The following is a 26,494-nucleotide window of genomic DNA, read 5'->3' as shown; positions in this document are numbered from 1 at the left end:
AAGGAATTGAATATGCCCTAAGGGCTTTATATCTTAAATCTTATGAGTACAATTCAAAACATGTCCCTTGAGGACATTATGGGAGAGCGTTTTGGGCGCTATTCCAAATACATTATTCAGGAGCGGGCCTTGCCCGACATTCGTGACGGTTTGAAACCTGTGCAGCGGCGGATTCTTTATTCGATGAATAAAGACGGGAACACGCATGATAAGGGCTACCGCAAGTCTGCCAAATCTGTCGGAAATATCATGGGGAATTTCCACCCGCATGGGGATTCGTCCATTTACGATGCCATGGTTCGCATGAGTCAGGACTGGAAAAATCGTGAGATTCTGGTGGAGATGCATGGGAACAACGGTTCTATGGACGGTGACCCGCCTGCGGCTATGCGGTATACCGAAGCACGCTTGTCTGAAATGGCAGGTTTCCTGCTAGAGGATATCGATAAGAAAACTGTTCCCTTTGCTTGGAACTTTGACGATACGGAAAAAGAACCGACAGTGCTACCTGCTGCCTTTCCCAACCTACTGGTCAATGGGGCGACGGGGATTTCGGCAGGTTATGCAACGGATATTCCGCCCCACAATCTTTCGGAAGTCATTGATGCGGTCATCTACATGATTGATCATCCGACGGCTAAGGTCGACAAGCTCATGGAATTTTTACCGGGGCCCGATTTCCCGACAGGAGCTATTATCCAAGGACGTGATGAAATCAAAAAGGCCTACGAAACGGGAAAAGGACGTGTGGTTGTACGGTCTAAGACGGAAATCGAGCAGCTAAAAGGTGGCAAGGAACAGATTGTTGTCACAGAAATTCCTTATGAAATCAACAAGTCTGTCCTAGTTAAAAAGATTGATGATGTGCGGGTCAATAACAAGGTGGCAGGGATTGCAGAAGTCCGTGATGAGTCAGACCGAACGGGCTTGCGGATTGCCATTGAACTCAAAAAAGATGCCAATCGGGATTTGATTTTAAATTACCTCTTTAAATACACGGATTTGCAGGTGAATTATAATTTCAACATGGTGGCTATTGATCATTTCACCCCACGTCAGGTCGGCATTGTACCGATTTTGAACAGCTATATTGCCCACCGCAAAGAGGTCATCCTAGCTCGCAGTCGTTTTGACAAGGCAAAGGCTGAAAAACGCCTCCATATTGTCGAGGGCTTGATTCGGGTCATCTCTATTTTAGATGAGGTCATTGCCTTGATTCGTGCCAGTGAAAACAAGGCAGATGCCAAGGAAAATCTCCAAATCAGCTATGAGTTTACCGAGGAGCAGGCAGAAGCGATTGTGACCCTGCAACTCTACCGCCTGACCAATACGGATGTGGTGGTTCTTGAGGAAGAAGAAGCAGAACTCCGCGAGAAAATTGCCTATTTAGCAGCGATTATCGGAGATGAACGAACCATGTATAACCTCATGAAGAAAGAACTCCGTGAGGTCAAAAAGAAATTTGGCAATCCCCGCCTCAGTGAATTGCAAGACACAGCTAAGACCATTGAAATTGATACAGCAAGCCTCGTAGTGGAGGAAGAAACCTACGTTAGCATTACCAAGGCAGGCTATATCAAACGCACTAGTCCTCGTTCCTTTGCGGCTTCTACACTGGAGGAAATCGGGAAGCGCGATGACGATCGGCTGGTCTTTGTCAGTGCAGCCAAGACGACCCAGCAGCTCTTGATTTTCACCAATCTAGGAAATGTCATTTATCGTCCTGTCCATGAATTGTCAGACATCAAGTGGAAGGAAATTGGGGAGCACTTTAGCCAGACCATTTCCAACTTTGAAGTTAGAGAAGAAATCATCTATGCGGAATTGGTAGATAGTATTGAAGCAGGTGTCTATCTAGTGGCTACGAAAATGGGGCAAATAAAGCGTGTTGAGCGCAAGGAGTTCAGCCCTTGGCGGACCTATAAGTCCAAATCCCTCAAATTTGCCAAATTGAAACATGACGATGATCAGGTGGTTTTGATAACCCCTGTCCAGCTAGCAGATGTCATGCTCATCACCAAGAATGGTTATGCCCTTCGCTTTACGAGTGAAGAGGTGCCGGTTGTTGGTGCCAAGGCAGCCGGGGTGAAAGCTGTTAATTTAAAGGCTGATGATACGGTAGCTGCCGCCTTTCTCGTGTCCAGCAAGGGCTTTTACCTCTTGACCCAGCGTGGGGCATTGAAAAAAGTAGCAGTGGATGACATTCCAGCAACCAGTCGTGCCAACCGAGGCTTGCAGGTCTTACGTGAATTAAAAGCCAAACCACACCGCGTCTTTAGTGCAGGAATGGTACAAGGGGAGGAGGCAATTGATTTTGACTTGTTCCACCAAGGAGAAAGTGCAGATGAGCGCCAAATCTTGAAAGTCATCTCGACCTCTGGTCAGGTATACGAGGTCAATCTTGTAACCCTCTCTTTCTCAGAACGGACTAGCAATGGGAGCTTTATTTCAGATACGATTTCAGATGAAGAAGTCAGCGATGCCTATATGATATAAAAATCAGCCTTGTGCTGATTTTTATGGTGAATGGAATAAAGGTTAGGACATCGTTAAGTCGCTTTGATGAACACCATCTATCTGTAGCTCCTTGCCTTGTCCTATTCCTTTCTCAATCCACTGTAGTTAGATTAAATTATCTGAAAATTGAAAACAGATCTTGAAAATATCGAAAAAAGGAGTACAATAGTAGGTACATCGTTTTGATTTTCAAAGAGTATCCTCATTATGAAAAAGGAGAAGTTTATGAACGTATCACTTGACTGGGAGAACCTTGGTTTTTCCTATATGAAATTACCCTATCGTTACCTAGCAACCTATACAGATGGAAAATGGAATGAGGGAGGATTGACAGAAGATGCCACGCTTCATCTATCTGAATCTTCCCCTGCCCTGCATTATGGGCAGCAAGCTTTTGAGGGCTTGAAAGCTTATCGAACCAAGGAGGGGGCAATCCAACTCTTTCGCCCCGATCAGAATGCTGAACGGTTGCAACGGACTGCTGATCGCCTCTTGATGCCACAGGTACCAACGGAGATGTTTGTGGAGGCTTGCCAGGCAGTGGCGCGGGCAAATAGCGACTACATTCCACCCTATGGGACAGGAGGAACCCTTTATCTTCGTCCGCTCTTGATTGGAATTGGGGATATTATCGGTGTCAAGCCGGCGGAAGAATATATCTTTACAGTCTTTGCCATGCCAGTTGGGAATTATTTTAAGGGAGGGCTTGCGCCGACCAACTTCCTTATCCAAGATAAGTATGACCGTGCTGCACCTCATGGGACGGGGGCTGCTAAGGTTGGTGGGAACTATGCCGCCTCGCTCCTACCGGGTCAATATGCCAAGAAAAAAGGCTTTTCCGATGTGATTTATCTGGACCCAGCAACCCATACTAAGATTGAGGAAGTCGGCTCTGCCAATTTCTTTGGGATCACGAAAAACAATGAATTTGTCACTCCGCTCAGTCCCTCTATTCTGCCCTCTATTACCAAGTATTCCTTACTCTACCTAGCGGAACATCGGTTGGGGATGAAAGCAGTGGAGCGGGAAGTCTTTGTGGAAGAACTGCCTGACTTTGTCGAAGCTGGAGCCTGTGGGACCGCAGCTGTCATTTCTCCAATCGGTGGTGTCCAGCGTGGGGATGAGTTCCATGTCTTTTACAGCGAGACAGAAGTTGGACCGGTTACACGTAGCTTGTATGACGAATTGACAGGCATCCAATTTGGTGATATTGAAGCGCCGACAGGCTGGATTGTAAAAGTGGATGAAAACTAGGGTTTGCGCTTGCAAGCTCTATTTTTTTCGTGTAAAATGGGGAGAGTGAGGTTTAATTATGAGTAAAAAAGATCGAAAAATTGAAATCCAACTGGCAGAAAGTAGTGTTCAAGTTAACGGAGAGACATTTCCGGGCTACACTCTGACGATTGGGAAAAAAATCATTGGTGAAATTGCAGAACTGGCTGAACAGCATTTTGCTGTCGTAAAAAATGGAAATACCGAAAGTTTTTATAAAAAGCTCGAAAAAGCTGTCGCAAATGTCATTGAAAATTACAATTTGCACCATTAACCTCTTGTAATGGTCGCTATTTTATGATAGAATAGGGGCTGTTAGTGTTGAGGAGAGATAGCGAAGAGGCTAAACGCGGCGGACTGTAAATCCGCTCCTTCGGGTTCGGGGGTTCGAATCCCTCTCTCTCCATGTATCTAAGGGACAAAGACTGTGGAAATTTCAGGTTCTGTTCCATTAGATTAAGATAGGAGTGCCTTAACAATCCTGTAAGTATGAAAATAGGAAGTGATGCAGTGTCTTTAGACGCAAATCGGTTGTCACACCTGTATCCAGTTAAAAACTGGAACAGCTACCTATCTCTTTCGCTGGGATTGAGCACGAGTTCAGTTTTAGATAAGCTGGATGATTTGTATTTATTTTTGGGGTATAGCCAAGCGGTAAGGCAAGGGACTTTGACTCCCTCATGCGTTGGTTCGAATCCAGCTACCCCAGTCAAGGTATTAGGAACGACTCCTAATTCGTCAAAGATGCTCTTTTGTTAGTCCTTGCGTGTGCCTTAATAAAATATATTTTATGTTGAGTCGAGAGACTTGATTGTCGGAGGTTTTTATATAATGAACGAATTTGAAGATTTGTTGAACAGTGTAAGTGAAGTTGCACCGGGTGATGTGGTAACTGCAGAAGTATTGACAGTTGATGCTGGTCAAGCGAATGTAGCTATTTCTGGAACTGGTGTTGAGGGTGTCCTAACTCTTCGTGAGTTGACAAACGACCGTGAAGCTGACATCAACGAACTTGTTAAAGTTGGTGAAACACTTGAATTGCTTGTACTTCGCCAAGTAGTTGGTAAAGATACAGACACTGTTACTTATCTTGTATCTAAAAAACGTTTAGAAGCACGCAAAGCATGGGATAAACTTGTTGGACGTGAAGACGAGGTTGTGACGGTAAAAGCAACTCGCGCGGTAAAAGGTGGACTTTCAGTTGAATTTGAAGGTTTGCGTGGATTCATTCCAGCTTCTATGATTGACACTCGTTTTACTCGCAATACAGAGCGTTTTGTTGGTCAAGAATTTGAAGCGAAAATCAAAGAAGTGGATCCAGCGGAAAACCGTTTCATCTTGTCACGTCGTGATGTTGTAGAAGCAGTAGCTGCTGCTGCTCGTCAAGAAGTATTTGGCAAATTGACGGTTGGTGAAAACGTAACAGGTAAAGTGGCTCGTATCACAAGTTTCGGTGCTTTCATCGATCTTGGTGGTGTAGACGGACTTGTTCACTTGACTGAATTGGCACATGAACGCAACGTATCACCTAAATCTGTCGTAACAGTTGGTGAAGAAGTAGAAGTGAAAGTGCTTGCGATTGATGAAGAAGAAGGTCGTGTATCCCTTTCATTGAAAGCAACAACCCCTGGACCATGGGATGGCGTTGAGCAAAAACTAGCTGCTGGTGATGTCATTGAAGGTAAAGTGAAGCGTTTGACTGACTTTGGTGCGTTTGTAGAAGTATTGCCAGGAATTGACGGACTTGTTCACATCTCACAAATTTCACACAAACGTGTTGAAAATCCTAAAGATGCCTTAACAGTAGGTCAAGATGTAACTGTTAAAGTTCTTGAAGTAAATGCTGCTGATGAGCGTGTATCTCTTTCTATCAAGGCTTTAGAAGAGCGTCCAGCTCAAGCTGAAGGTGAAGGAAAAGCTGAAAAACGTGAATCACGTCCACGTCGTCCAAAACGCCAAGAAAAACGTGATTTTGAACTTCCAGAAACTCAAACTGGATTCTCAATGGCTGACCTTTTCGGTGACATTGAGTTGTAATTGACTGACTTGCTCACAGCAAGTCTTTCTCTTGCCGTCCTTAGTGTAATGGATATCACGTAAGATTCCGGTTCTTGAGATGGGGGTTCGATTCCCTCAGGACGGATTGTCTAACAGATAAAGCCTTGGAAGACAAGGCTTTTTAGCTTATGGAGGGAAAAGGGAGAGACCATGCTACATTTTGAAAACGACTATAACAAGGGTGCACATCCTGCGCTCTTAGAGGCTCTAGTAGCTCTAAACGATGTAGGCTTGTCTGGCTATGGTACAGATGAGTACAGCCAGAGTGCAGTGGATAAAATTCGCCAAGCGACCGCTTGTCCACAGGCAGAAGTCACCTTTTTGACAGGAGGTACTCAGGCAAATCAAGTGGTGATTGCGGCGCTACTAGCTTCCTATGAGGGAGTCATTGCGGCGGACACAGGTCATATTGCCGTGCATGAGGCAGGTGCGATTGAATATTCTGGGCATAAGGTGTTGACCTTGCCTCATCAAGACGGAAAACTAGAAGCGACTGCTGTCCGACAGTTCTTGGAGACCTTCTATGCGGATGCCAATCATGAGCATATGGTCTTTCCGGGAATGGTCTACATCTCACATCCAACAGAATACGGAACCCTGTATAGCAAGCAGGAACTATCCGAGTTAGCAAGGGTATGCAGGGACTATCAGATTCCGCTTTTCTTAGACGGGGCGCGTCTAGGCTATGCCTTGGCTGCCCGCGCGACAGACCTTGATTTACAAACCATTGCGGAGTTGACAGATGTCTTTTATATCGGCGGAACCAAAATGGGGGCGCTCATAGGGGAAGCAGTCGTTTTCACCAAGCAGAATCAACCCAAGCATTTTATTTCCATTGTGAAACAGCACGGTGCTCTGCTCGCAAAGGGGCGGTTGACGGGAATCCAGTTTGACCGTTTCTTTACAGACGACTTGTACCTAGAGTTAGGAAAACATGCGATTGAAATGGCAGAGCAGCTCATCGCATTGCTGGAAGAAAAAGGCTATCGCTTTTATCTCCAATCTCCTACTAACCAGCAATTTTTGCTGGTGACAGCTGAGGACTTGGAAAAGTTGGATAAGGCAGAGGTCTGCTATGGCTTTTGGGAAAAGTATGATGAAACCTATACTATCATCCGCCTCGCAACCAGTTGGTCGACCAGTCAAGCAGATATGGATGCCTTGGCTGAGGTCTTGTAGGATTGATAGCGAAGAGCTCTGTCATCACAGAGTTTTTTCTATCTCTCAAGTCCTAAAATTTGATATAATGGGAAGATAGATGAAAAGAGGAACACGATGATTTATTTAGATAATGCAGCAACGACTCGTCCTTATCCCCAAGTGCTGACAACCTATACAGAAGTTGCTAGCAAGATTTGGGGAAATCCGTCCAGTTTGCATCGTCTCGGTAGTCAAGCAAGTCGAATCTTGCAGGCTTCTAGGAAACAAATTGCCGATTTGTTAGGGGTTATGCCAGAGGAGATTTTTTTCACCTCTGGTGGGACTGAGGGAGATAACTGGGTTATCAAGGGGCTTGCCTTTGAGAAGGCACCATTTGGCAGGCATGTGATTGTGTCAGCCGTTGAACACCCCGCTGTTAAGGAATCAGCGATTTGGCTGACCACACAAGGGTTTGAAGTGGATTTTGCCCCCGTTGACAAAGAGGGCTTTGTCGATGTTAAAAAATTAGCAGCTTTGCTGCGTCCGGATACAATCTTGGTATCCGTCATGGCGGTCAATAATGAGATAGGGGCGATTCAGCCCATTCAGGCTATTTCGGACCTGCTAAGAGATAAGCCGACCATTTCTTTCCACGTGGACGGGGTTCAGGCTCTGGCTAAAATTCCTACAGCTGACTATCTGACAGACCGTGTTGATTTTGCAACCTTTTCCAGCCATAAAGTCCATGGTGTTCGGGGTGTTGGCTTCGTCTATGTCAAAAACGGCAAGAAAATTACCCCGCTCCTAACAGGTGGTGGTCAGGAAGAGAACAAGCGCTCAACGACTGAAAATCTAGCAGGAATTGCAGCGACCGCTAAGGCGCTTCGACTGGCAATGGAGCAACAAGCGGTATTTGCCGAGAAAACCAGCCAGATGAAGCAGGTTTTACGCCAAGGACTAAGGCAGTACAAGGACATCACTATTTTTTCAGGTCAAGAGCGATTTGCCCCTCATATTTTAACTTTTGGCTTAAAAGGTGTTCGAGGGGAGGTTTTGGTTCATGCCTTTGAGGAGTATGACATCTATATTTCAACGACGTCAGCCTGTTCATCCAAGGCAGGAAAACCAGCAGGAACCCTGTTATCCATGGGAGTTCAACCTCAGATAGCCACGACAGCTGTCCGTATGAGTTTGGACTTGGAGAATGACATGAGTCAAATGGAGCAGGTATTGACGACTTTTAAGCTCATCTATGAACAAACGCAAAAAGTAAGATAGGAAGAGAAAGCATGCAGTATTCAGAAATTATGATTCGTTACGGTGAATTGTCTACAAAAGGCAAGAATCGGATGCGATTTATCACGAAACTTAGACGGAATATCGAGGATGTCTTGTCCATTTATCCGGCGGTAACAGTTATGGCAGACCGTGATCGGGCTCATGTCTACCTTCACGGAACGGATTATAAGCCAGTAGCCGAAAGTCTCAAGCAGATTTTTGGGATACAAACCTTTTCCCCTTCCTATAAGATTAAGAAATCCGTTCCAGCCTTGATTGCAGCAGTGCAGGAAATCATGACCGACATCTACCAAGAAGGCATGACCTTCAAGGTGTCCAGCAAGCGAAGTGACCATGACTTTGAATTGGACAGTCGTGAGCTTAATCAAACCTTGGGAAATGCTGTTTTTGAGGCCATTCCAACCGTTCAGGCGAAAATGAAGGCACCCGACATTGAGCTGCGGGTGGAGATTCGTACAGAAGCAGCCTATATCTCCTACGAAACGATTCGTGGAGCAGGAGGTCTACCTGTTGGAACATCTGGAAAAGGCATGCTCATGCTGTCGGGTGGAATTGACTCACCGGTAGCAGGCTATCTAGCACTGAAACGTGGTGTGGACATTGAGGCAGTACACTTTGCTAGCCCTCCCTACACCAGCTCCGGTGCACTGAAAAAGGCACAGGATTTGATACGGAAGTTGACCAAGTTCGGTGGCAATATCCAGTTTATCGAGGTACCGTTTACAGAAATCCAAGAGGAGATTAAGGCAAAAGCCCCTGAAGCCTATCTGATGACCCTAACCCGCCGCTTTATGATGCGGATTACCGATCGCATTCGTGAAGAACGCAATGGTCTCGTCATTATCAATGGTGAAAGTTTGGGGCAGGTGGCTAGCCAGACCTTGGAAAGCATGCAGGCCATTAACGCGGTGACCAATACGCCTGTCATTCGTCCTGTTGTGACCATGGATAAGTTAGAAATTATTGACATTGCTGAGAAAATTGATACCTTTGAGATTTCAATTCAACCCTTTGAGGACTGCTGTACCATTTTTGCGCCAGACCGTCCGAAAACCAATCCGAAGATCAAAAATGTCGAGCAGTACGAAAGTCGCCTAGACATAGACGGATTAGTGGAGCGAGCCGTTCGTGGCATTATGGTGACCGAAATCACCCCACAAGCAGAACAAGACGAAGTGGATGACTTGATTCAAGATTTGTTGTAGGAAGCAATCAATTGACAAAGAGATGCGAGTATAAAAATAATTACAATAATTACGATTAATTACGATTATTTGATTTTTGGAGTATAAATACTTGTCAAATCCTAGTAAGAGTGATAGAATAAGAATGTTGACTTATGCACAGCCTGTGCAACCGCTCGAACATCGTTTAAGAGGTTTTTCCCACGATGCTAGGCGAGTCTTCACAAAAAACTCGGGAGAATCCCACATTATCATAGGAGGTGCATAATGAGCACATACGCAATCATTAAAACTGGCGGAAAACAAGTTAAAGTTGAAGTTGGTCAAGCAATCTACGTTGAAAAATTGAACGTTGAAGCTGGTCAAGACGTTACATTTAACGAAGTTGTTCTTGTTGGTGGTGAAAAGACTGTTGTCGGAACTCCACTTGTAGCAGGTGCTACTGTTGTTGGAACTGTTGAAAAACAAGGAAAACAAAAGAAAGTTGTTACTTTCAAATACAAACCTAAAAAGGGTAGCCACCGTAAACAAGGTCATCGTCAACCTTATACAAAAGTTGTTATCAACGCGATTAATGCTTAATCTAGCTTAGCGAAACAACACTCATCACAGAATATTGGAGGAATAACATTATGTTAAACTTGAATCTTGCTAACTTGCAACTATTCGCCCACAAAAAAGGTGGAGGTTCAACGTCAAACGGTCGTGACTCTCAAGCAAAACGTCTTGGAGCGAAAGCTGCTGACGGTCAAACTGTATCAGGTGGTTCTATCATTTACCGCCAACGTGGTACAAAAATTCATCCAGGAGCGAACGTAGGTCGTGGAGGAGATGACACACTTTATGCTAAAGTAGAAGGCGTAGTACGTTTTGAACGTAAAGGACGCGATAAAAAACAAGTATCTGTTTACCCAATCGCGAAATAATAAGGAATACCTTATTACTAGCTTTAGAAAGCTTACTTGAGGACTTGCCTTCGGGCAGGTTCTTTTTGTTCAGGAGGATGTGATATGAGGATTACGAAAAGGAATTGTTTATCAGATGAAGAAATGAAGCAGGTCTTGGACTTGCTAGAGACCTGTCATAAATATGATGGGACAGCTAGTATCCCTTATTTGGCGAATGACTACAATGTTGATCCAGATATGCCTTGCATCTTTCTAGCCTATGAAGAAGAGGCATTATTGGGCTGTCTCTATGTTTATGCGGACAAACGAGAGGATGTAAGTGTATCGCTCTTTGTTTTGCCGTCAGCTAGAAAACAGGGAATTGCAAGGGCCTTGGAAGCAGCATTTTTCCAAGTTGTCAAAGAGTATCAACTGTCAGGGATTTCCTATGAGACAGAGCGAATCTTTATCAAGAAAAATCCATGGTTGCTATCTCAGTTTAACTTGGTCGAAGAAGACTGTACAGAACTGTGGTTACGGCGAGAGCGAAATCCCTATGAGCTGGAGAGTCGTGATGACTGTAAAGTTGTCTTAGCTGAAAAGGAGATGATTGGAGCCATTGCCAAGGTTCAAGCTGAAGCCTTTCAGAACAGCATCGATTATAGTGAACAATATGCACGTGCTAGCCTTGAAGGAGACGACACCTTGTTATATGTACTGACGAAAGACAAGGAAGTCCTTGCTTCGGTCACAATCGATATGGCATCTGATTATAACCATATTTTTAGCTTGGGAGTAGCACCTGTTTATCAAGGACAGGGACTGGGGAGTTACTTAATGAAACAGGTCATTTGTCAGTTGCTTTCTCAAAATGATAAAGCATTTCAGATTGTCGTTGAAAAAGAAAACACAGTAGCTACCACTCTGTATCGCAAACTCGGCTTCACAGATGTCACAGAGGTCGTCTACCTGACTACTGAGACCTAGAACCGCATACAGAAGAACAGAAGAAAAAGCCTTGTGGAGCTATCAATAAACAAATCATGTTGATGAAAAGATTTTTTGGTTTGATTAGAAATAAGGTTCATTAGTTTCTTAGGGCTTACACAAGATAGCGAGCTATGCTACAATAAAGTCAAGGGAAGACAAGTAAATTGAACTACTCACTTGTCTAAAATTTTAAAAGAATGCCTGTTACCAAAGCCAGCTTTCGCTGTTTTTTATATGCCTTCCATCAGGAATTTGTACGACTTGTGATATCCCATTTGCCATGGATTATGGTATAATGAAGAAGATTTTACAAAGGAAGTGGCAGAATGAATATTCAACAATTACGCTATGTTGTGGCGATTGCAAATAGCGGAACCTTTCGAGAAGCAGCGGAAAAAATGTTTGTATCGCAGCCTAGCTTGTCCATTTCTGTGCGCGATTTGGAAAAAGAATTAGGCTTTAAGATTTTTAGCCGCACCAGCTCTGGAACCTTTTTGACCAGGCGTGGAATGGAGTTTTATGACAAGGCTCAAAGTTTGGTCAAGGGATTTGATAGTTTTGAAAATCTCTATTTGCAGGCAGATGATGGCGAAGTGGAATTTTCGATTTCTAGTCAGCACTATGATTTTCTGCCTCCCCTCATCACAGAATTTTCGCAGCAATTTCCAGAATATCCCAAGTTTCGCTTGTTTGAATCAACCACCGTGCAGATTTTAGACGAAGTAGCACAGGGACATAGTGAGCTGGGAATCATCTATCTCAACAACCGCAATACCAAGGGCATTATGCAAAAGCTGGATAAATTACGCTTGGAAGTGGTGGATTTGATTCCTTTTCAGACTCATATCTACATTCGCAAAGGACATCCCTTGGCGCAAAAATCCGAGATTGAATTAGCAGATTTGGCGGGCTTACCAACGGTGCGTTTCACGCAGGAAAAAGATGAATATCTCTATTATTCTGAGAATTTCTTTGATACATCGGATTCTTCTGTGACCTTTGACGTCACAGATCGCGCAACCTTAAACGGGATTTTAGAGCGGACAGACGCCTATGCGACGGGGTCGGGTTTCTTAGACAGCGAAAGTGTGCACGGGATTACCGTCATTCCATTTAAGGAAGGAAAGGGCAATCGCATGGTCTACGTCAAGCGGGAAGATAGCGAGCTGAGCCAGTGTGCGCAAGACTTTATTCAAGTGATGGAAAGCTATTTTGCCAAGAAGAAAGGATAGTATGAGAAAAATTGGATTTCCACTAGGGATAGTGGCCTTGATTATCTTGGACCAATGGGTCAAGGTGTGGACAGTGGCCAATATCGCCCTAAATGAACAGCGAGCCTTTATCCCCAAGTTGGTCAATATCTATTACCTGCGCAATTACGGAGCAGCCTACTCCATTCTCCAGAACCAACAATGGTTCTTCGTTGTTGTGACCTTGGTTGTGATGACGGCTGCGATTTGGTATTTTATCAAGCATATCAAGGGGAGTTTGTGGCTCTTATCCAGTCTGTCGCTCGTGATTGCAGGAGGACTGGGAAATTTTATCGATCGGATTCGTCTGGGCTATGTAGTCGACATGTTTCATCTTGATTTTATTGATTTTCCTGTCTTCAATGTCGCAGACATGTATCTGACCGTAGGAGTTGCTGTCCTGTTTATTTGCATCATGAAAGAAGAGAAAAATGGAAGTAAGAGTTGAAACCGGCGGTCTTCGCCTCGATAAGGTCTTGGCTGACTTGACTCCCTTATCGCGCTCGATCGCAAATGAGCAGATAAAGGCTGGATTGGTGCTGGTTAATAGCCAGATAAAAAAAGCTAAATATACCGTGCAGGCAGGGGATTGTATCCAGTATGAGCTACCAGAAGTAGCAGAAGTCGACTATGTGGCAGAAGACATTCCGCTTGAGATTGTGTATGAGGATGCAGATGTCGCGGTTGTCAATAAGCCGCAGGGCATGGTGGTGCATCCATCTGCGGGTCATACCTCGGGTACTTTGGTCAATGCCCTCTTGTATCATGTCAAGGATTTGTCAGGGATTAACGGTGTGATGCGCCCGGGAATCGTCCATCGGATCGATAAGGATACCTCAGGCCTGTTGATGGTTGCAAAACATGATGAAGCCCATCAGAAACTGGCAGAAGAACTAAAAGCCAAGAAATCCTTACGCAAATACATGTCAATTGTGCATGGCAATCTGCCCAATGACCGCGGTGTGATTGAAGCGCCTATCGGACGTTCTGAAAAGGACCGCAAGAAACAGGCGGTGACCGCAAAGGGCAAGGAAGCTCTGACACGTTTTCAGGTCTTGGAGCGCTTCGGAGACTATACCTTGGTCGAATTGACCCTTGAAACAGGGCGGACACATCAGATTCGTGTCCACATGGCCTATATCGGTCACCCAGTAGCAGGCGATGAGGTGTATGGACCGCGCAAGACCTTAAAAGGTCATGGTCAATTTTTACATGCTAAGACGCTCGGCTTTACCCACCCACGGACAGGGGAGGTCGTGACCTTTACGGCAGAAGCGCCAGCTATTTTCCGTGAGACCTTGGAGAAGCTGAGAAAAACGAATACTCTATAAAATGAACATCTGATTTTCGCGAGCGGAGCGAGCCTCATCAGGAAGTCGCTACCAAGAAAAGTAGCATAGCTGATTTTTAACAAGTAGAGCTTGCTCAATTTGTGCTAGCATGCTATACTAGGTAGGTTAATAAAAGAAGAGGAGTTATTATGGAAACTTTACCAAATTGTCCAAAATGCCAATCAGAATATGTCTATGAAGACGGCGTTTTACTCGTCTGCCCAGAATGCGCTTACGAATGGAATCCAGCAGATGTTGTCGAAGAAGAGGGGCCTGTTGCGATAGATGCAAACGGCAATCGTTTGGCAGATGGCGATACCGTCACCCTAATGAAAGACTTGAAAGTCAAAGGGGCACCCAAAGACCTCAAGCAAGGTACCCGTGTCAAAAACATTCGGATCGTGGAGGGTGACCACAACATCGATTGTAAGATTGATGGATTTGGTGCGATGAAATTAAAATCGGAATTTGTAAAGAAAATCTAAACGAACAGATTTTTACAAGAATTGGGAGTAGGGGACATTCGAGTCCTCGCTCCCTCTTATTCTTTTAGGAGGAATGACTTGAAAGGTCAAAGTAATTATTTTTATTCACGTTGCTTGCTAGCGGTATTAGCTATTATCGGAACAACGCTTGAGATTGTAAAGTATGGGATTGGGATGTTGCTCTACTATACGGTGCAATCCAATCTCTTGGTCTCGCTCTTTGCGACTTATATGGTCTATGCTCTCTATCAGGGGAAAGACTTGCAAAGTCGAGGGTTTCTGCGCTTGAAAGCAGCCGTTACCATGTCGATCATGATTACCTGTGTGATTTATCATTTCATGCTGGCGCCTCTAGCGACTGATTTTTGGCGGGTGGAAAATCTCCTCTGCCACTACATTGTGCCTCTTTATTTCCTTCTGGATACCTTATTCATCGATCGACAAAGGCAGTACAAGTGGTTCGACCCGATTTGGTGGACAGCTCTGCCCGTTGCCTACCTAGCTTTTGCGCTTGTCAATGGTCTAATCATTAAGCTGCCGATTCCAGATGCCAAAGATAGTCCGTTTGCCTATTTCTTTTTGAATGTGCCCAAATACGGCTGGAAGTATGTCCTAACTTATGCTGCAACGATTTTCGTCGCTTATCTGCTGGCCGGTTATGGACTGTTCCTAGTCAAAGCGATTAAATTACCAGCTTTATCGAGAAAGCAGCAGACGACTTAACAATTGTGGCAATAGAAAAATAGAAAATACAATGGTCATTTTCTATATAGTATTTGTCTTTTCAGAAAAATTCTGTTATACTAGTTGAAATAAATCCTTTAAGGACTGTTCCGTGAAACAGGCAAGGAGTACAGTTAAAAACAGGTTGGATGAGAAGTTCCGAGGTGGGTCTTCATCGGTCTTGAGCCGCAAGTTACACTGCCATTAGGCAAGGCGTAAGACGATGTATGCTACAGGTTTCGGGCTATCACGACCCTTATTTTCTGGAATCTCCTTGTGTCAAGGAGATTTTTTTGTGCCATTGGGCAAGAGAAAGGGGTTACTCATGAAAACCAAAGAAATAGTTGATGATATGACCATGAAACGTGCCATTACGCGGATTACCTATGAGATTATCGAGCGCAATAAAAATTTGGACAATATCGTCTTAGCAGGGATTAAGACGCGCGGGGTGTATATCGCAAAGCGCATCCAAGAGCGGTTGAAACAGCTAGAAGGAATTGAAGTTCCACTCGGGGAACTTGATACCAAACCTTTCCGTGATGACATGAAAGTCGAAGAAGACACGACTGTGATGACAGCAGATGTCAATGACCGTGATGTCATTTTGGTTGATGATGTCCTCTATACAGGGCGCACCATTCGGGCAGCGATTGATAATATCGTCTCTCTTGGTCGTCCTGCGCGAGTGAGCCTTGCTGTTTTGATTGACCGAGGGCACCGTGAGTTGCCAATTCGGGCGGATTATGTCGGAAAAAACATTCCGACCAGTCGGACGGAAGAAATCATTGTACACATGGTCGAGGCAGATGGAAATGATTCGGTCTTGTTGCTCGATACAAATGAGGTAAAATAAGAGGTAGAGAGATGGCAATCATCGATGGAAGGGTGTCACTCCCGCATGTAGTGACCATGGAAAGTCTCTCAAGTCAAGAAGTGATGGGGCTGATTCAGCGCGGTCTGGCTTTTAAAAAGGGCGAGGCAAGGGTAGCTATTTCACAAGAAGCCTATGTATCGAATCTCTTTTTTGAAGATTCGACACGGACCCATAAGTCCTTTGAAATGGCAGAATTGCGCTTAGGTCTCAACATGATTGATTTTGATGCCAAGACCAGTTCGGTCAATAAGGGGGAGACCCTCTATGATACGATTTTGACCATGAGTGCCTTGGGCGTGGACATCTGTGTTATCAGGCATTCAGAAGTAGATTATTATCAGGCACTCATAGACAGTCCAACCATTACGGCCTCGATTGTCAACGGGGGCGATGGTTCGGGGCAGCACCCGAGTCAGTCCTTGTTGGATTTGATGACCATTTATGAAGAATTTGGCTACTTTGAGGGCTTGAAGATTATGATTGCAGGGGATTTAACCCACTCACGAGTCGCTAAGTCCAACATGCAGATTTTGAAACGCTTAGGAGCGACCTTGTTTTTTGCAGGACCTCGCGAATGGTATGCGGAAGAATTTGATGCCTATGGTCAGCATATTTCACTCGATGAGATTGTCCCTCAGGCAGATGTCTTGATGTTCTTGCGCGTGCAACATGAGCGCCATGACGGCAATGAGAGTTTCTCAAAAGAAGACTATCACCGCTTGTATGGTTTAACGCAAGAACGCTATGAGTGCATGAAAGAATCTGCTATCATCATGCACCCAGCCCCAGTCAATCGGGATGTGGAAATTGCAGACGCTTTGGTCGAAGCACCCAAATCACGCATTGTCCGCCAGATGCAAAATGGGGTATTTGTCAGAATGGCGATTTTAGAAGCGGTATTACATGCAAGAGCTAATCAGTAATAACTAACAACGTTAACAGGCTCCAGAGAGAGCAGACGAGGAGGAAAACGATGGCAACAAGATTGTTAATTTTAGAAGATGGAACGATTTTTGAGGGCGAAGCCTTCGGAGCAGATATTGATGTGACGGGAGAGATTGTCTTTAACACGGGGATGACAGGTTACCAGGAGTCCATTACGGACCAGTCCTACAACGGGCAGATCTTGACTTTCACCTATCCCTTGGTGGGAAATTACGGGGTCAATCGAGATGATTATGAGTCTATTACTCCGACCTGTAAGGGGGTTGTTGTTCGTGAATGGGCACGGCGTGCTAATAACTGGCGCAATCAAATGACCTTGGATGAGTTTTTAAAGGCCAAGAAAATTCCGGGAATCGCAGGGGTTGACACGCGTGCGCTCACCAAGATTATCCGTCAGCATGGGACCATGAGAGCGACCTTGGCAGACAAGGGAGACTCGGTCGATCACCTGTCCGATCAATTGCGAGCAACAGTATTGCCAACCAATAATATCGCACAAGTTTCAACCAAGACAGCCTATCCTGCACCAGGGATTGGGCGCAATATTGTTCTAGTTGACTTCGGTTTGAAGCATTCTATTTTGCGGGAACTTTCAAAGCGGGACTGCAACATTACCGTAGTGCCATTTGATACGACCGCTGAGGCGATTTTGAACCTCTCTCCAGACGGTGTCATGCTATCGAACGGCCCTGGTGATCCAGATGATGTACCAGAAGCCTTGGAGATGATTCGTGGCATTCAAGGGAAAATCCCGATTTTTGGAATCTGTATGGGACATCAGTTGTTGGCCAAAGCCAATGGAGCAAGTACCTACAAGATGAAATTTGGTCATCGTGGCTTTAACCATGCCGTGCGGGAAATTGCAACGGGGCGTGTCGATTTTACCTCCCAAAATCACGGCTTTGCAGTGTCCCGTGAGGACTTGCCAGACTGTTTGATGATTACCCATGAAGAAATCAACGACAAATCGGTCGAAGGTGTTCGCCACCGTTATCAACCAGCCTTTTCTGTTCAATTCCACCCAGATGCGGCACCTGGGCCACATGATGCGAGCTACTTATTTGACGATTTCATGGAATTGATCGATGCCTTTCAAGCAGAGATAGGTAAGAAATGATTCGTACTCTATAAAAATTGAAGGCTGACAAGGCAATGAAGCCGAAGCTAGTTGAAATAGTTGAGAACTATTTCAGGTTGGAAATAAGAAAAGTAACTACTTTTCTCAAAAGTCCAGCAAGGCGAGGTAACGATGTCAGAGTTTGATTTTTGACGAGTATCAATGGCAGCTAGAGAGTTGATGAAAAGAAAGGAGAAGATACAGGTTTTACTGAGCAAATGGGGTCAGAAATGGCTGAAATTGCTGAAGTGAACACGCCTACGAGACTGCGGAAAAAGATAAAGTTCGCTAGACGCCTGTGCGTCTGCGCCAACTTTCCTATTTTCCTTTGCCTCGCTTTACGGCGTTTGTATCATAAATTATGCCAAAACGTAGTGATATTAAGAAGATTATGGTGATTGGGTCTGGTCCGATTATTATTGGTCAGGCGGCTGAGTTTGATTATGCGGGGACACAGGCTTGCCTTGCTTTGAAGGAAGAGGGGTATAGTGTTGTCTTGGTCAATTCAAATCCAGCGACGATTATGACGGATAAGGAAATTGCAGACAAGGTCTACATTGAGCCGATTACCTTTGAATTTGTGTCTCGGATTTTACGAAAAGAAAGACCAGATGCGCTTTTGCCAACGCTCGGTGGTCAGACAGGGCTCAATATGGCCATGGAATTGTCCAAAGCAGGTATTTTAGATGAACTTGGAGTTGAACTTCTTGGAACTAAATTGTCGGCCATTGACCAAGCAGAAGACCGTGATTTGTTTAAGCAATTGATGGAAGATTTGGGGCAGCCAATCCCTGAATCGGAGATTGTCAATACCGTCGAAGAAGCTATCACCTTTGCTAGCACTATCGGCTATCCAGTCATTGTCCGTCCTGCCTTTACCCTTGGGGGAACAGGTGGAGGTATGTGTGCCAATGAAGAAGAACTCCGTGAAATTGCAGAAAACGGTTTGAAATTGTCTCCCGTAACCCAGTGTTTGATTGAGCGGTCGATTGCAGGTTTTAAGGAAATCGAATACGAAGTAATGCGCGATAGTGCAGACAATGCCCTGGTCGTGTGTAACATGGAAAACTTTGACCCTGTGGGGATTCATACGGGGGATTCCATCGTATTTGCCCCTACTCAAACCCTATCAGATATTGAAAACCAAATGTTGCGCGATGCCAGCTTGAGCATTATCCGCGCTCTTAAGATTGAAGGGGGCTGTAATGTCCAGTTGGCCCTTGATCCACATAGCTTCAAATACTATGTCATCGAGGTCAATCCGCGTGTGTCTCGCTCATCTGCCCTTGCTTCAAAAGCGACAGGGTACCCGATTGCCAAACTCGCTGCCAAGATTGCAGTTGGCTTGACCTTGGATGAGATGATAAACCCTGTAACAGGATCTACCTATGCCATGTTTGAGCCTGCGCTGGACTATGTGGTTGCCAAAATCCCGCGTTTCCCATTTGATAAATTTGAAAAGGGTGAGCGTCGTTTGGGAACCCAGATGAAGGCAACTGGTGAAGTTATGGCGATTGGGCGCACTATTGAAGAAAGTCTCTTGAAAGCCTGCCGTTCGCTTGAAATCGGTGTCCATCACAACGAAATGAGTGAATTGGCAGAGGTGACCGATGATGCGCTGATTGAAAAAATTGTCAAAGCACAAGATGACCGTCTCTTTTACGTGTCTGAAGCACTGCGTCGTGGCTTTACCGTTGAAGAAATTGCCAATCTGACCAAAATTGATGTCTTTTTCTTGGATAAATTGCTCCATATCATCGAGTTAGAAACAGCATTAGTAGCCAATGTTGGAAATGCAGGTGTTCTGAAAACGGCCAAGCAAAATGGATTTGCAGACCGCAAGATTGCCGAATTGTGGCAGCAAAGCCCAGAGCAAGTCCGCCAGTTCCGCTTGGAACAAGGGATTGTTCCAGTTTATAAGATGGTCGATACCTGTGCGGCTGAATTTGAAAGTGTAACACCGTATTTCTACTCGACCTATGAGTGGGAAAATGAATCTATTCGTTCGGAGAGAGAATCCGTTCTCGTCTTGGGATCAGGTCCGATTCGGATTGGTCAAGGGGTCGAGTTTGACTATGCGACAGTTCATTCGGTGAAAGCCATTCAGGCAGCAGGCTATGAAGCCATTATCATGAACTCAAATCCAGAGACAGTATCGACGGATTTCTCTGTATCAGACAAGCTCTATTTTGAGCCTCTAACGTTTGAAGATGTCATGAACGTGATAGAATTGGAGCAGCCGATTGGTGTCATTGTCCAGTTCGGTGGACAGACTGCGATTAACTTGGCAGAGCCATTGTCCAAGGCAGGTGTGCGGATTATCGGTACCCAAGTAGCAGACTTAGACCGTGCAGAAGACCGTGATTTGTTTGAAAAAGCCTTGAAAGACCTTGGAATTCCACAACCACCGGGGCAAACTGCAACCAACGAGGAAGAAGCCGTAGCGGCAGCCCGCAGGATTGGTTTTCCTGTTCTGGTGCGTCCGTCCTATGTCCTTGGTGGTCGCGCTATGGAAATCGTTGAAAATGAGACGGATTTGCGTAGCTACATGCGGACAGCTGTGAAAGCAAGCCCTGAACACCCAGTTCTTGTCGATTCTTATATTGTCGGACGGGAGTGTGAGGTGGATGCCATTTCTGACGGTAAAGATGTCCTCATTCCGGGGATTATGGAGCATATCGAACGTGCGGGTGTCCACTCAGGAGACTCAATGGCAGTCTATCCTCCCCAGACCTTATCAAAAGATATTCAAGCGACCATTGCAGACTACACTAAGCGCCTAGCCATTGGGCTTAACTGTATCGGAATGATGAATATTCAGTTTGTCATCAAGGATGAAACAGTCTATGTTATTGAGGTCAATCCACGGGCCAGTCGTACCGTTCCTTTCTTGTCCAAGGTGACAGATATTCCAATGGCGCAGGTGGCGACCAAGCTCATCTTAGGTCAAACCTTGGCAGAGTTGGGGTATGAGGACGGCTTGTATCTAGAGTCAGCCAATGTCCATGTCAAGGCACCAGTTTTCTCCTTTACAAAACTTGCCAAGGTGGATAGCCTCTTAGGTCCTGAAATGAAATCAACTGGTGAGGTAATGGGAACAGATCGAACCCTTGAAAAAGCACTCTATAAGGCTTTTGAAGCCAGCCATTTCCATTTGGAAGAATTTGGGAATGTGGTCTTTACCATTGCTGATGAGACCAAGGAAGAAGCACTTGGCCTAGCGAAACGCTTTGAAGCGATTGGATACGGTATTTTTGCGACAGAAGGAACAAGTGACTTCTTCCGAGCAAATGGGGTAGAATCCATTGCTGTTAATAAATTAGGTGAAGATGAAGAAAACGATATTCCTGCTCTTGTCTGCAGGGGGCAGGTGCAGGCGATTATCAATACAGTAGGAACCAAGCGTGTGGCAGAAGGGGACGGACAAATTATCCGAAGTTCTGCTATTGAGACAGGAACTCCTCTCTTTACGGCTCTTGATACAGCAGAAGCCATGCTACAAGTGCTCGAAAGCCGTAGCTTTACGACAAATGCGATTTAAGTTTTTATCCATAAGGAATGTAAATGAAAGTGAATTTAGTAAGTCCTACTGGACAAGTGAAGCAAGTCTCTGTTGGATTTTCGTGGACAGCTCTCCTATTTGAATTCCTTGCCCCAGTATTCCGTCAGGACTGGAAGTGGGCAGGTATCATGTTTGGTGTGAGAATTGTGGTTATCATTATTTCTCACGCCTTAGATATTTATGTTTTCGGTCTTGGAGTAAGGATTGTTTGGGGATTCCTCTATAACAAACTCTACATCAAAGAACGCCTTGCAACGGGCTGGACACCAGCAACAGACTTGGATGCAGAAGTCATTCGCACAAAAGTAACTATATAACAACTGGAAAAAGATGATTTCGACAGAAGTCATCTTTTTTGGTATACTGGCAGTATGGAATGGATTGTAACAACAAGCTTCGGTATGGATAAAGAATTGGTGGCGCGTGCAAAAGCCCTTGCACGCTTGTTTGGTGTGGCTTATGTGGAGCGCAGGAAAGATTCAGTCAAGAAATTACAAGAGCGTTACGGTCATGTCTTGGTCCTCTATCAGGATAAACTGGTCTTTGAACAGTTGGGAGGCGAGCGCCTCTTTTTCCACCCAGATACAGCCCTTTTACGTATCAAATCTGGGCGGGACCCCTTGCTAGAACTTATCGGTGAGGGGCCAAAAAGGATTTGCGACTGTACCATGGGGCTTGCTTCTGACAGCATCGTCATGGCAAGCGCAGGTCATCAGGTGACAGCAATCGAATCGTCTCGCCTGATTGCCTTTCTTGTCAGCCAGGGCTTGCAGGAGTTGGATACAGGAAATGAGGCAGTTAACTCCGCCATGCGCTCGATTGAGGTTATCGAAATGGACAGCCTATCCTTTTTACGCCGGCAACCCAGTCAGTCTTTTGACATTGTCTATTTTGACCCCATGTTTTCTGAAACGATTCGTGAATCACAGAACTTAGCAGGTCTTGCAGGACTTGCCAATCCGTCACGCTTAACAGAAGAACTTTTAGAAGAAGCCAAGCGAGTAGCCAGAAAAAAGATTATTCTCAAGGCCCATTTCAGAGATAGGATTTTTGAAGACCTCGGTTTTTCGCGCCTAGTACGTCCTAATCAGAAATTCCACTATGGTATTTGGCGTAAACCAAAAAGTGAGGAGATACAATAGGGAAACGAGTCAGAGAGTAAGTAGCAGTATAGTGCTACCTATAAAAAAATCATCAGATGTCAAGTTTTTTTCTTGACACCCTTTAATAATCTGATATAATAGAACATGTGATAAATAGTATAGCTATTTCACCGATTATTATAAAAGAAAAGAGATTCATAGAAAATGGCAGTAAAAATCCGTTTAACTCGTATGGGTTCTAAGAAAAAACCTTTCTACCGTATTAACGTAGCAGATTCACGTGCACCGCGTGACGGACGTTTCATCGAAACAGTTGGAACTTACAACCCACTTGTTGCTGAAAACCAAGTAACTTTGAAAGAAGACCGCGTTCTTGCATGGTTGGCAAACGGTGCGCAACCATCTGATACAGTTCGCAACATCCTTTCAAAAGCTGGAGTAATGCAAAAATTCCACGATTCAAAATTCTCAAAGTAAAACGAATTAAGAGAGAACACTTATGGACATGATAGAAAATCTGATTATTGCAATTGTGAAACCCTTGATTTCACAGCCAGATAGCTTGACGATAAAAATCGTTGATACACCTGAATTTTTAGAATATCACTTGGACTTAGAGCAGTCTGATATTGGTCGCGTTATCGGCAGAAAAGGACGCACAATTTCTGCGATTCGAACGATTGTTTATTCTGTTCCGACAAGTGATAAAAAAGTTCGTCTTGTCATTGATGAAAAGTAAAAGGAGCGGATTTTCCGCTCTTTTTCTTGTCTTGAGAAAATAAGGCAAACATGGTAAAATGAAACATACTATACAGTTTTGGAGAGCACATGAATTATTTTAAAGTTGGAACAATTGTTAATACCCAAGGTCTGCAGGGAGAAATGCGGGTCTTGTCTGTGACGGATTTTGCAGAAGAACGCTTCAAAAAGGGGAATCAGCTAGCCTTATTTGATCCTAAAAACCAATTTGTCATGAACGTGGAAATTGCCAGTCACCGCAAGGTGAAAAACTTTGATATTATCAAGTTCAAGGGAATGTACCATATCAACGATATTGAGAAATACCGCGATTATACTCTCAAGGTAGCCGAAGAAGATTTGGCAGATTTGGACGAGGGAGAGTTCTACTACCATGAAATCATCGGCCTTGAAGTATATGAAGGTGAGGCGTTGCTTGGAACCATCAAGGAGATTTTGCAGCCAGGGGCCAATGATGTCTGGGTGATCAAACGCAAAGGCAAGCGGGATTTGCTCTTACCTTACATTCCTCCTGTGGTCCTTGAGGTTGATGTAGCAGCTGGTCGGGTCCAAGTAGAGATTCCAGAAGGATTAGACGATGAAGATTGATATTTTGACCCTCTTTCCAGAAATGTTTGCCCCCCTTGAGCATTCGATTGTGGGGAAAGCGCGAGAGAAGGGCTTGTTAGAGATTCAGTACCATAATTTTCGTGAAAATGCAGAGAAATCCCGCCATGTTGATGATGAGCCATACGGAGGCGGTCAAGGGATGCTCTTGCGGGCGCAGCCGATTTTTGATGCCTATGATCAGATTGAAAAGGAGGCACCTCGTGTCATCTTGCTAGATCCTGCTGGTAAGCGGTTTGACCAAGCCTATGCGGAGGAGCTGGCGCAGGAAGACCACTTGATTTTCATCTGTGGTCATTATGAAGGCTATGATGAGCGGATCAAGACCTTGGTGACAGATGAGATTTCGCTCGGTGATTATGTCCTGACAGGTGGGGAGCTGGCTGCCATGACCATGGTAGATGCGACTGTGCGTTTGATTCCAGAGGTGATCGGCAAGGAAGCGAGCCACACGGATGACAGTTTTTCATCTGGCTTGTTGGAATATCCCCAATATACGCGTCCCTATGACTTTCGTGGCATGGTCGTGCCGGATGTCCTCATGAGTGGCCACCATGAAAATATCCGCAAATGGCGCTTGTATGAGAGCTTGAAAAAGACGTTTGAGCGCAGACCAGACTTGCTCGAACACTACGAATTTTCAGCAGAAGAAGCAGAAATGTTGGAAGATATAGCAGGACAGTCCCCTTCGTAATGCTTGTTCAGCTTGAGTGTATGGAATCTGGTGAAATGATGGAGAGAATAAACTAAAAGGCTGGAAAGATGTTTCCAGCTTTTTTGTCTTCTGAAAACGTTAGTGTAGTCTTTTTTAGTTTATCTTTTAGTACTCGCTCCAATAGTCTGGAAGACTGTTGGAGGTTGGAAATAAAACGAGTGTAAGTCGTGTCAACGAGCTTTTGTATCATGCGGAATTGTGTTCGAGCTAAAAGTCACTATGAAAAAGATAGGCAGATGTTTCGGCTTTAGCCGATTACAGCTGAGAATCCCTTTAGTGGATAGGCAGATGTTTCGGCTTTAGCCGATTACAGCTGTGGCTACCTTTAGGTAGAAACGAAATGACGATATTGAGCAAATGATGCTAAAGTTTTTTGCTAGGGGATTGATTTTCTGTAAATTTATGCTACAATAATGGATAATTATTCATTTTATATCAAAATAAAGTGAATTTATACAAAGTGAAGGAACAGGGAGAATGGTAGAGTTTAGACAAGAATTAAAGAGCTGGGAACCGTATAAGCTAGAGCGTATTGCAGACCATGATTTGGCCAATAATGAGAATCGTTTTATTGATTGGCGTCCTTTGTTGAACCAGTTACCACAGACTATTGGGCTAGATGATTTACTCTATTACGGTGACAATTGTTATCATGAAGTGATTGAAAAGTACGCTGCCTACGCAGGTGTGGACGCGAAACAGGTCACGGCAGGAGTGGGGTCAGATTTTCTCATCCACATGATTGTGACCACCTTTTTGAAAAAAGGGGAGGTTTTTTTGACCGTAGACCCTGACTTTTTCATGTACCAAGTCTACAATCAACTCCATGATTCCCAGTTTGAAGCCAGTCCTTTGGAGTGGAGAGATGGAAGTTTGCACTTATCAGCAGACAGGCTCCTCGCCTATGCAGAACAGGTAAATGCCAAGGTCATCATGCTGTCCAATCCCAACAATCCCTCATCTGTAGCTTTTGATGAGCAAGAAATCGAGAAGGTCTTACAAGGCTTTGACGGTTTGGTGGTTCTTGACGAGGCCTATATTGAGTTTTCAGACAGTCAAAGTCTTGTCTATTTGGTTGGACAATACGATCATCTCGTAGTCTTGCGGACTCTCTCAAAAGCCTTTGGCTTAGCAGGGTTGCGCTTGGGCTTTGCGATTGCCTGTGAACGCTTGATTTATGAGTTGGATAAGGCTATTCCTCCTTTCAGTGTCTCAAATGTAGTGGCAAAAATCGGATCAGCAAGCCTTGATTATCAAGAAGAAGTGACGACAGTCATTGAGCAAATCAAGGCAACAAGACAAGATTTTTATCGCTTTTTGACAGAGCTAGAGGGCTGTCATGTTCTTCCTAGTCAGACCAACTTTGTCACCTTTACTTTTCAGCAGGCAGAGCGATTTTACCATGAGGCGTTTGCCAATCAGTTTGATTTTAAGTACTATTCTGACGGCGTCTTAGCAGGCTATATCCGCATGACAATTGGTCGACCTGAGGAAATGGAAGTGCTCAAAGTGTTAATCATCAACAGCATCAATACCGATGAAGGATAAGAGGGTGCTTTCCAAATGAGTCATAAAAGAGTGAAATTCGTCGGAACGGTGGTTTTCTGACGGACTTTTACTCCCTTTTTATTTTTTTGAAAGATTTTGGCTGAAAATGATTGACATTGGAAGAAA

26 protein-coding genes, 3 tRNA genes and 1 other annotated feature are annotated in these 26,494 nt (G+C 44.6%); all 29 genes read left to right on the top strand.

What is annotated here, in order from left to right; genetic code table 11:
* Positions 1-42 precede the first annotated feature (42 nt).
* The 29 genes from parC to E4T82_RS03375 all read left to right on the top strand — a co-directional run bounded on the left by parC (position 43) and on the right by E4T82_RS03375 (position 26,368).
* Positions 43-2,496, top strand: a complete 2,454-nt coding sequence (gene parC, locus E4T82_RS03515) for a DNA topoisomerase IV subunit A (RefSeq protein WP_135181492.1) — start codon at positions 43-45, stop codon at positions 2,494-2,496.
* A 228-nt stretch (positions 2,497-2,724) separates the two neighbouring features.
* On the top strand, positions 2,725-3,771 hold the full coding sequence (locus E4T82_RS03510; RefSeq protein WP_265588295.1) for a branched-chain amino acid aminotransferase: 1,047 nt from the start codon (positions 2,725-2,727) through the stop codon (positions 3,769-3,771).
* 58 nt (positions 3,772-3,829) lie between these two features.
* On the top strand, positions 3,830-4,063 hold the full coding sequence (locus tag E4T82_RS03505; RefSeq protein ID WP_135181490.1) for a DUF2969 domain-containing protein: 234 nt from the start codon (positions 3,830-3,832) through the stop codon (positions 4,061-4,063).
* A 51-nt stretch (positions 4,064-4,114) separates the two neighbouring features.
* Positions 4,115-4,195: transfer RNA gene (locus tag E4T82_RS03500), tRNA-Tyr, on the top strand.
* Between the two features lie 231 nt (positions 4,196-4,426).
* Positions 4,427-4,498: transfer RNA gene (locus E4T82_RS03495), tRNA-Gln, on the top strand.
* Positions 4,499-4,620: 122 nt separating this feature from the next.
* Positions 4,621-5,826, top strand: coding sequence for a 30S ribosomal protein S1 (gene rpsA / locus E4T82_RS03490; RefSeq protein ID WP_135181489.1), 1,206 nt, complete (start codon positions 4,621-4,623; stop codon positions 5,824-5,826).
* A gap of 34 nt (positions 5,827-5,860) precedes the next feature.
* Positions 5,861-5,932 (top strand) — tRNA-Arg (locus E4T82_RS03485).
* Positions 5,933-5,997: 65 nt separating this feature from the next.
* On the top strand, positions 5,998-7,026 hold the full coding sequence (locus E4T82_RS03480) for a threonine aldolase family protein (RefSeq protein ID WP_135181488.1): 1,029 nt from the start codon (positions 5,998-6,000) through the stop codon (positions 7,024-7,026).
* 96 nt (positions 7,027-7,122) lie between these two features.
* Positions 7,123-8,265 (top strand): cysteine desulfurase family protein, encoded by a 1,143-nt coding sequence (locus tag E4T82_RS03475; protein ID WP_135181487.1) that lies wholly within the window; start codon positions 7,123-7,125, stop codon positions 8,263-8,265.
* An 11-nt stretch (positions 8,266-8,276) separates the two neighbouring features.
* Entirely contained in the window at positions 8,277-9,491 is a 1,215-nt protein-coding gene (thiI, locus tag E4T82_RS03470; protein ID WP_135181486.1) for a tRNA uracil 4-sulfurtransferase ThiI, read from the top strand.
* A gap of 139 nt (positions 9,492-9,630) precedes the next feature.
* Positions 9,631-9,701 (top strand) — a sequence feature (ribosomal protein L21 leader region).
* A gap of 36 nt (positions 9,702-9,737) precedes the next feature.
* Positions 9,738-10,052: a 50S ribosomal protein L21 gene (gene rplU / locus E4T82_RS03465; protein WP_008808969.1), complete on the top strand. Its 315-nt coding sequence runs from the start codon at positions 9,738-9,740 to the stop codon at positions 10,050-10,052.
* A 50-nt stretch (positions 10,053-10,102) separates the two neighbouring features.
* The gene (gene rpmA, locus E4T82_RS03460; RefSeq protein ID WP_135181485.1) at positions 10,103-10,396 is read left to right on the top strand and encodes a 50S ribosomal protein L27; all 294 of its coding nucleotides are present in this window, start codon (positions 10,103-10,105) and stop codon (positions 10,394-10,396) included.
* Between the two features lie 84 nt (positions 10,397-10,480).
* Positions 10,481-11,344: a GNAT family N-acetyltransferase gene (locus E4T82_RS03455; protein WP_135181484.1), complete on the top strand. Its 864-nt coding sequence runs from the start codon at positions 10,481-10,483 to the stop codon at positions 11,342-11,344.
* A gap of 329 nt (positions 11,345-11,673) precedes the next feature.
* Complete coding sequence (locus E4T82_RS03450; protein WP_135181483.1) at positions 11,674-12,579, top strand: LysR family transcriptional regulator; 906 nt, start codon at positions 11,674-11,676, stop codon at positions 12,577-12,579.
* 1 nt (position 12,580) lies between these two features.
* Positions 12,581-13,045 (top strand): signal peptidase II, encoded by a 465-nt coding sequence (lspA, locus tag E4T82_RS03445; RefSeq protein ID WP_135181482.1) that lies wholly within the window; start codon positions 12,581-12,583, stop codon positions 13,043-13,045.
* Positions 13,029-13,928, top strand: coding sequence for an RluA family pseudouridine synthase (locus tag E4T82_RS03440; protein WP_135181481.1), 900 nt, complete (start codon positions 13,029-13,031; stop codon positions 13,926-13,928). The genes lspA and E4T82_RS03440 overlap by 17 nt, the downstream gene beginning before the upstream one ends.
* A gap of 149 nt (positions 13,929-14,077) precedes the next feature.
* Entirely contained in the window at positions 14,078-14,413 is a 336-nt protein-coding gene (locus E4T82_RS03435; protein WP_135181480.1) for a zinc ribbon domain-containing protein YjdM, read from the top strand.
* 78 nt (positions 14,414-14,491) lie between these two features.
* Complete coding sequence (locus tag E4T82_RS03430) at positions 14,492-15,136, top strand: Pr6Pr family membrane protein (RefSeq protein WP_135181479.1); 645 nt, start codon at positions 14,492-14,494, stop codon at positions 15,134-15,136.
* A gap of 325 nt (positions 15,137-15,461) precedes the next feature.
* Positions 15,462-15,992 (top strand): bifunctional pyr operon transcriptional regulator/uracil phosphoribosyltransferase PyrR, encoded by a 531-nt coding sequence (gene pyrR / locus E4T82_RS03425; protein ID WP_135181478.1) that lies wholly within the window; start codon positions 15,462-15,464, stop codon positions 15,990-15,992.
* Between the two features lie 11 nt (positions 15,993-16,003).
* Positions 16,004-16,936: an aspartate carbamoyltransferase catalytic subunit gene (locus E4T82_RS03420; protein WP_135181477.1), complete on the top strand. Its 933-nt coding sequence runs from the start codon at positions 16,004-16,006 to the stop codon at positions 16,934-16,936.
* Between the two features lie 50 nt (positions 16,937-16,986).
* Positions 16,987-18,075, top strand: coding sequence for a carbamoyl phosphate synthase small subunit (locus tag E4T82_RS03415; RefSeq protein ID WP_135181476.1), 1,089 nt, complete (start codon positions 16,987-16,989; stop codon positions 18,073-18,075).
* A gap of 361 nt (positions 18,076-18,436) precedes the next feature.
* Positions 18,437-21,616, top strand: coding sequence for a carbamoyl-phosphate synthase large subunit (carB, locus tag E4T82_RS03410; protein WP_135181475.1), 3,180 nt, complete (start codon positions 18,437-18,439; stop codon positions 21,614-21,616).
* A 23-nt stretch (positions 21,617-21,639) separates the two neighbouring features.
* Positions 21,640-21,954 (top strand): hypothetical protein, encoded by a 315-nt coding sequence (locus tag E4T82_RS03405; protein WP_135181474.1) that lies wholly within the window; start codon positions 21,640-21,642, stop codon positions 21,952-21,954.
* 54 nt (positions 21,955-22,008) lie between these two features.
* A complete protein-coding gene (locus tag E4T82_RS03400; RefSeq protein WP_135181473.1) occupies positions 22,009-22,779 on the top strand; it encodes a class I SAM-dependent methyltransferase in 771 nt (256 codons plus the stop codon).
* 165 nt (positions 22,780-22,944) lie between these two features.
* Positions 22,945-23,217 carry a 30S ribosomal protein S16 gene (gene rpsP, locus E4T82_RS03395; RefSeq protein ID WP_075104699.1) on the top strand — a complete coding sequence of 91 codons (273 nt, stop codon included), beginning with the start codon at positions 22,945-22,947 and terminating at the stop codon, positions 23,215-23,217.
* Positions 23,218-23,239: 22 nt separating this feature from the next.
* The gene (locus tag E4T82_RS03390; protein ID WP_067089824.1) at positions 23,240-23,479 is read left to right on the top strand and encodes a KH domain-containing protein; all 240 of its coding nucleotides are present in this window, start codon (positions 23,240-23,242) and stop codon (positions 23,477-23,479) included.
* 89 nt (positions 23,480-23,568) lie between these two features.
* Positions 23,569-24,087 carry a ribosome maturation factor RimM gene (rimM, locus tag E4T82_RS03385; RefSeq protein WP_135181472.1) on the top strand — a complete coding sequence of 173 codons (519 nt, stop codon included), beginning with the start codon at positions 23,569-23,571 and terminating at the stop codon, positions 24,085-24,087.
* Positions 24,077-24,799, top strand: coding sequence for a tRNA (guanosine(37)-N1)-methyltransferase TrmD (gene trmD, locus E4T82_RS03380; protein WP_135181471.1), 723 nt, complete (start codon positions 24,077-24,079; stop codon positions 24,797-24,799). Before rimM ends, trmD begins: the two co-directional genes overlap by 11 nt.
* A 498-nt stretch (positions 24,800-25,297) precedes the next feature.
* Positions 25,298-26,368, top strand: a complete 1,071-nt coding sequence (locus tag E4T82_RS03375; protein ID WP_135181470.1) for a pyridoxal phosphate-dependent aminotransferase — start codon at positions 25,298-25,300, stop codon at positions 26,366-26,368.
* Positions 26,369-26,494: the final 126 nt, after the last annotated feature.

Source organism: Streptococcus cuniculi, from assembly GCF_004570575.1.
Classification (GTDB): Bacteria; Bacillota; Bacilli; order Lactobacillales; family Streptococcaceae; genus Streptococcus; species Streptococcus cuniculi_A.
The sequence above is the reverse complement of the archived record's forward strand: the minus strand, read 5'-3'. Positions and strand labels throughout refer to the sequence as shown.

Coding starts and splice junctions, on each gene's coding strand:
- parC (WP_135181492.1), top strand. CDS start 43: ATGAGTACAATTCAAAACATGTCCCTTGAGGACATTATGGGAGAGCGT.
- E4T82_RS03510 (WP_265588295.1), top strand. CDS start 2,725: ATGAAAAAGGAGAAGTTTATGAACGTATCACTTGACTGGGAGAACCTT.
- E4T82_RS03505 (WP_135181490.1), top strand. CDS start 3,830: ATGAGTAAAAAAGATCGAAAAATTGAAATCCAACTGGCAGAAAGTAGT.
- rpsA (WP_135181489.1), top strand. CDS start 4,621: ATGAACGAATTTGAAGATTTGTTGAACAGTGTAAGTGAAGTTGCACCG.
- E4T82_RS03480 (WP_135181488.1), top strand. CDS start 5,998: ATGCTACATTTTGAAAACGACTATAACAAGGGTGCACATCCTGCGCTC.
- E4T82_RS03475 (WP_135181487.1), top strand. CDS start 7,123: ATGATTTATTTAGATAATGCAGCAACGACTCGTCCTTATCCCCAAGTG.
- thiI (WP_135181486.1), top strand. CDS start 8,277: ATGCAGTATTCAGAAATTATGATTCGTTACGGTGAATTGTCTACAAAA.
- rplU (WP_008808969.1), top strand. CDS start 9,738: ATGAGCACATACGCAATCATTAAAACTGGCGGAAAACAAGTTAAAGTT.
- rpmA (WP_135181485.1), top strand. CDS start 10,103: ATGTTAAACTTGAATCTTGCTAACTTGCAACTATTCGCCCACAAAAAA.
- E4T82_RS03455 (WP_135181484.1), top strand. CDS start 10,481: ATGAGGATTACGAAAAGGAATTGTTTATCAGATGAAGAAATGAAGCAG.
- E4T82_RS03450 (WP_135181483.1), top strand. CDS start 11,674: ATGAATATTCAACAATTACGCTATGTTGTGGCGATTGCAAATAGCGGA.
- lspA (WP_135181482.1), top strand. CDS start 12,581: ATGAGAAAAATTGGATTTCCACTAGGGATAGTGGCCTTGATTATCTTG.
- E4T82_RS03440 (WP_135181481.1), top strand. CDS start 13,029: ATGGAAGTAAGAGTTGAAACCGGCGGTCTTCGCCTCGATAAGGTCTTG.
- E4T82_RS03435 (WP_135181480.1), top strand. CDS start 14,078: ATGGAAACTTTACCAAATTGTCCAAAATGCCAATCAGAATATGTCTAT.
- pyrR (WP_135181478.1), top strand. CDS start 15,462: ATGAAAACCAAAGAAATAGTTGATGATATGACCATGAAACGTGCCATT.
- E4T82_RS03420 (WP_135181477.1), top strand. CDS start 16,004: ATGGCAATCATCGATGGAAGGGTGTCACTCCCGCATGTAGTGACCATG.
- E4T82_RS03415 (WP_135181476.1), top strand. CDS start 16,987: ATGGCAACAAGATTGTTAATTTTAGAAGATGGAACGATTTTTGAGGGC.
- carB (WP_135181475.1), top strand. CDS start 18,437: ATGCCAAAACGTAGTGATATTAAGAAGATTATGGTGATTGGGTCTGGT.
- E4T82_RS03405 (WP_135181474.1), top strand. CDS start 21,640: ATGAAAGTGAATTTAGTAAGTCCTACTGGACAAGTGAAGCAAGTCTCT.
- E4T82_RS03400 (WP_135181473.1), top strand. CDS start 22,009: ATGGAATGGATTGTAACAACAAGCTTCGGTATGGATAAAGAATTGGTG.
- rpsP (WP_075104699.1), top strand. CDS start 22,945: ATGGCAGTAAAAATCCGTTTAACTCGTATGGGTTCTAAGAAAAAACCT.
- E4T82_RS03390 (WP_067089824.1), top strand. CDS start 23,240: ATGGACATGATAGAAAATCTGATTATTGCAATTGTGAAACCCTTGATT.
- rimM (WP_135181472.1), top strand. CDS start 23,569: ATGAATTATTTTAAAGTTGGAACAATTGTTAATACCCAAGGTCTGCAG.
- trmD (WP_135181471.1), top strand. CDS start 24,077: ATGAAGATTGATATTTTGACCCTCTTTCCAGAAATGTTTGCCCCCCTT.
- E4T82_RS03375 (WP_135181470.1), top strand. CDS start 25,298: ATGGTAGAGTTTAGACAAGAATTAAAGAGCTGGGAACCGTATAAGCTA.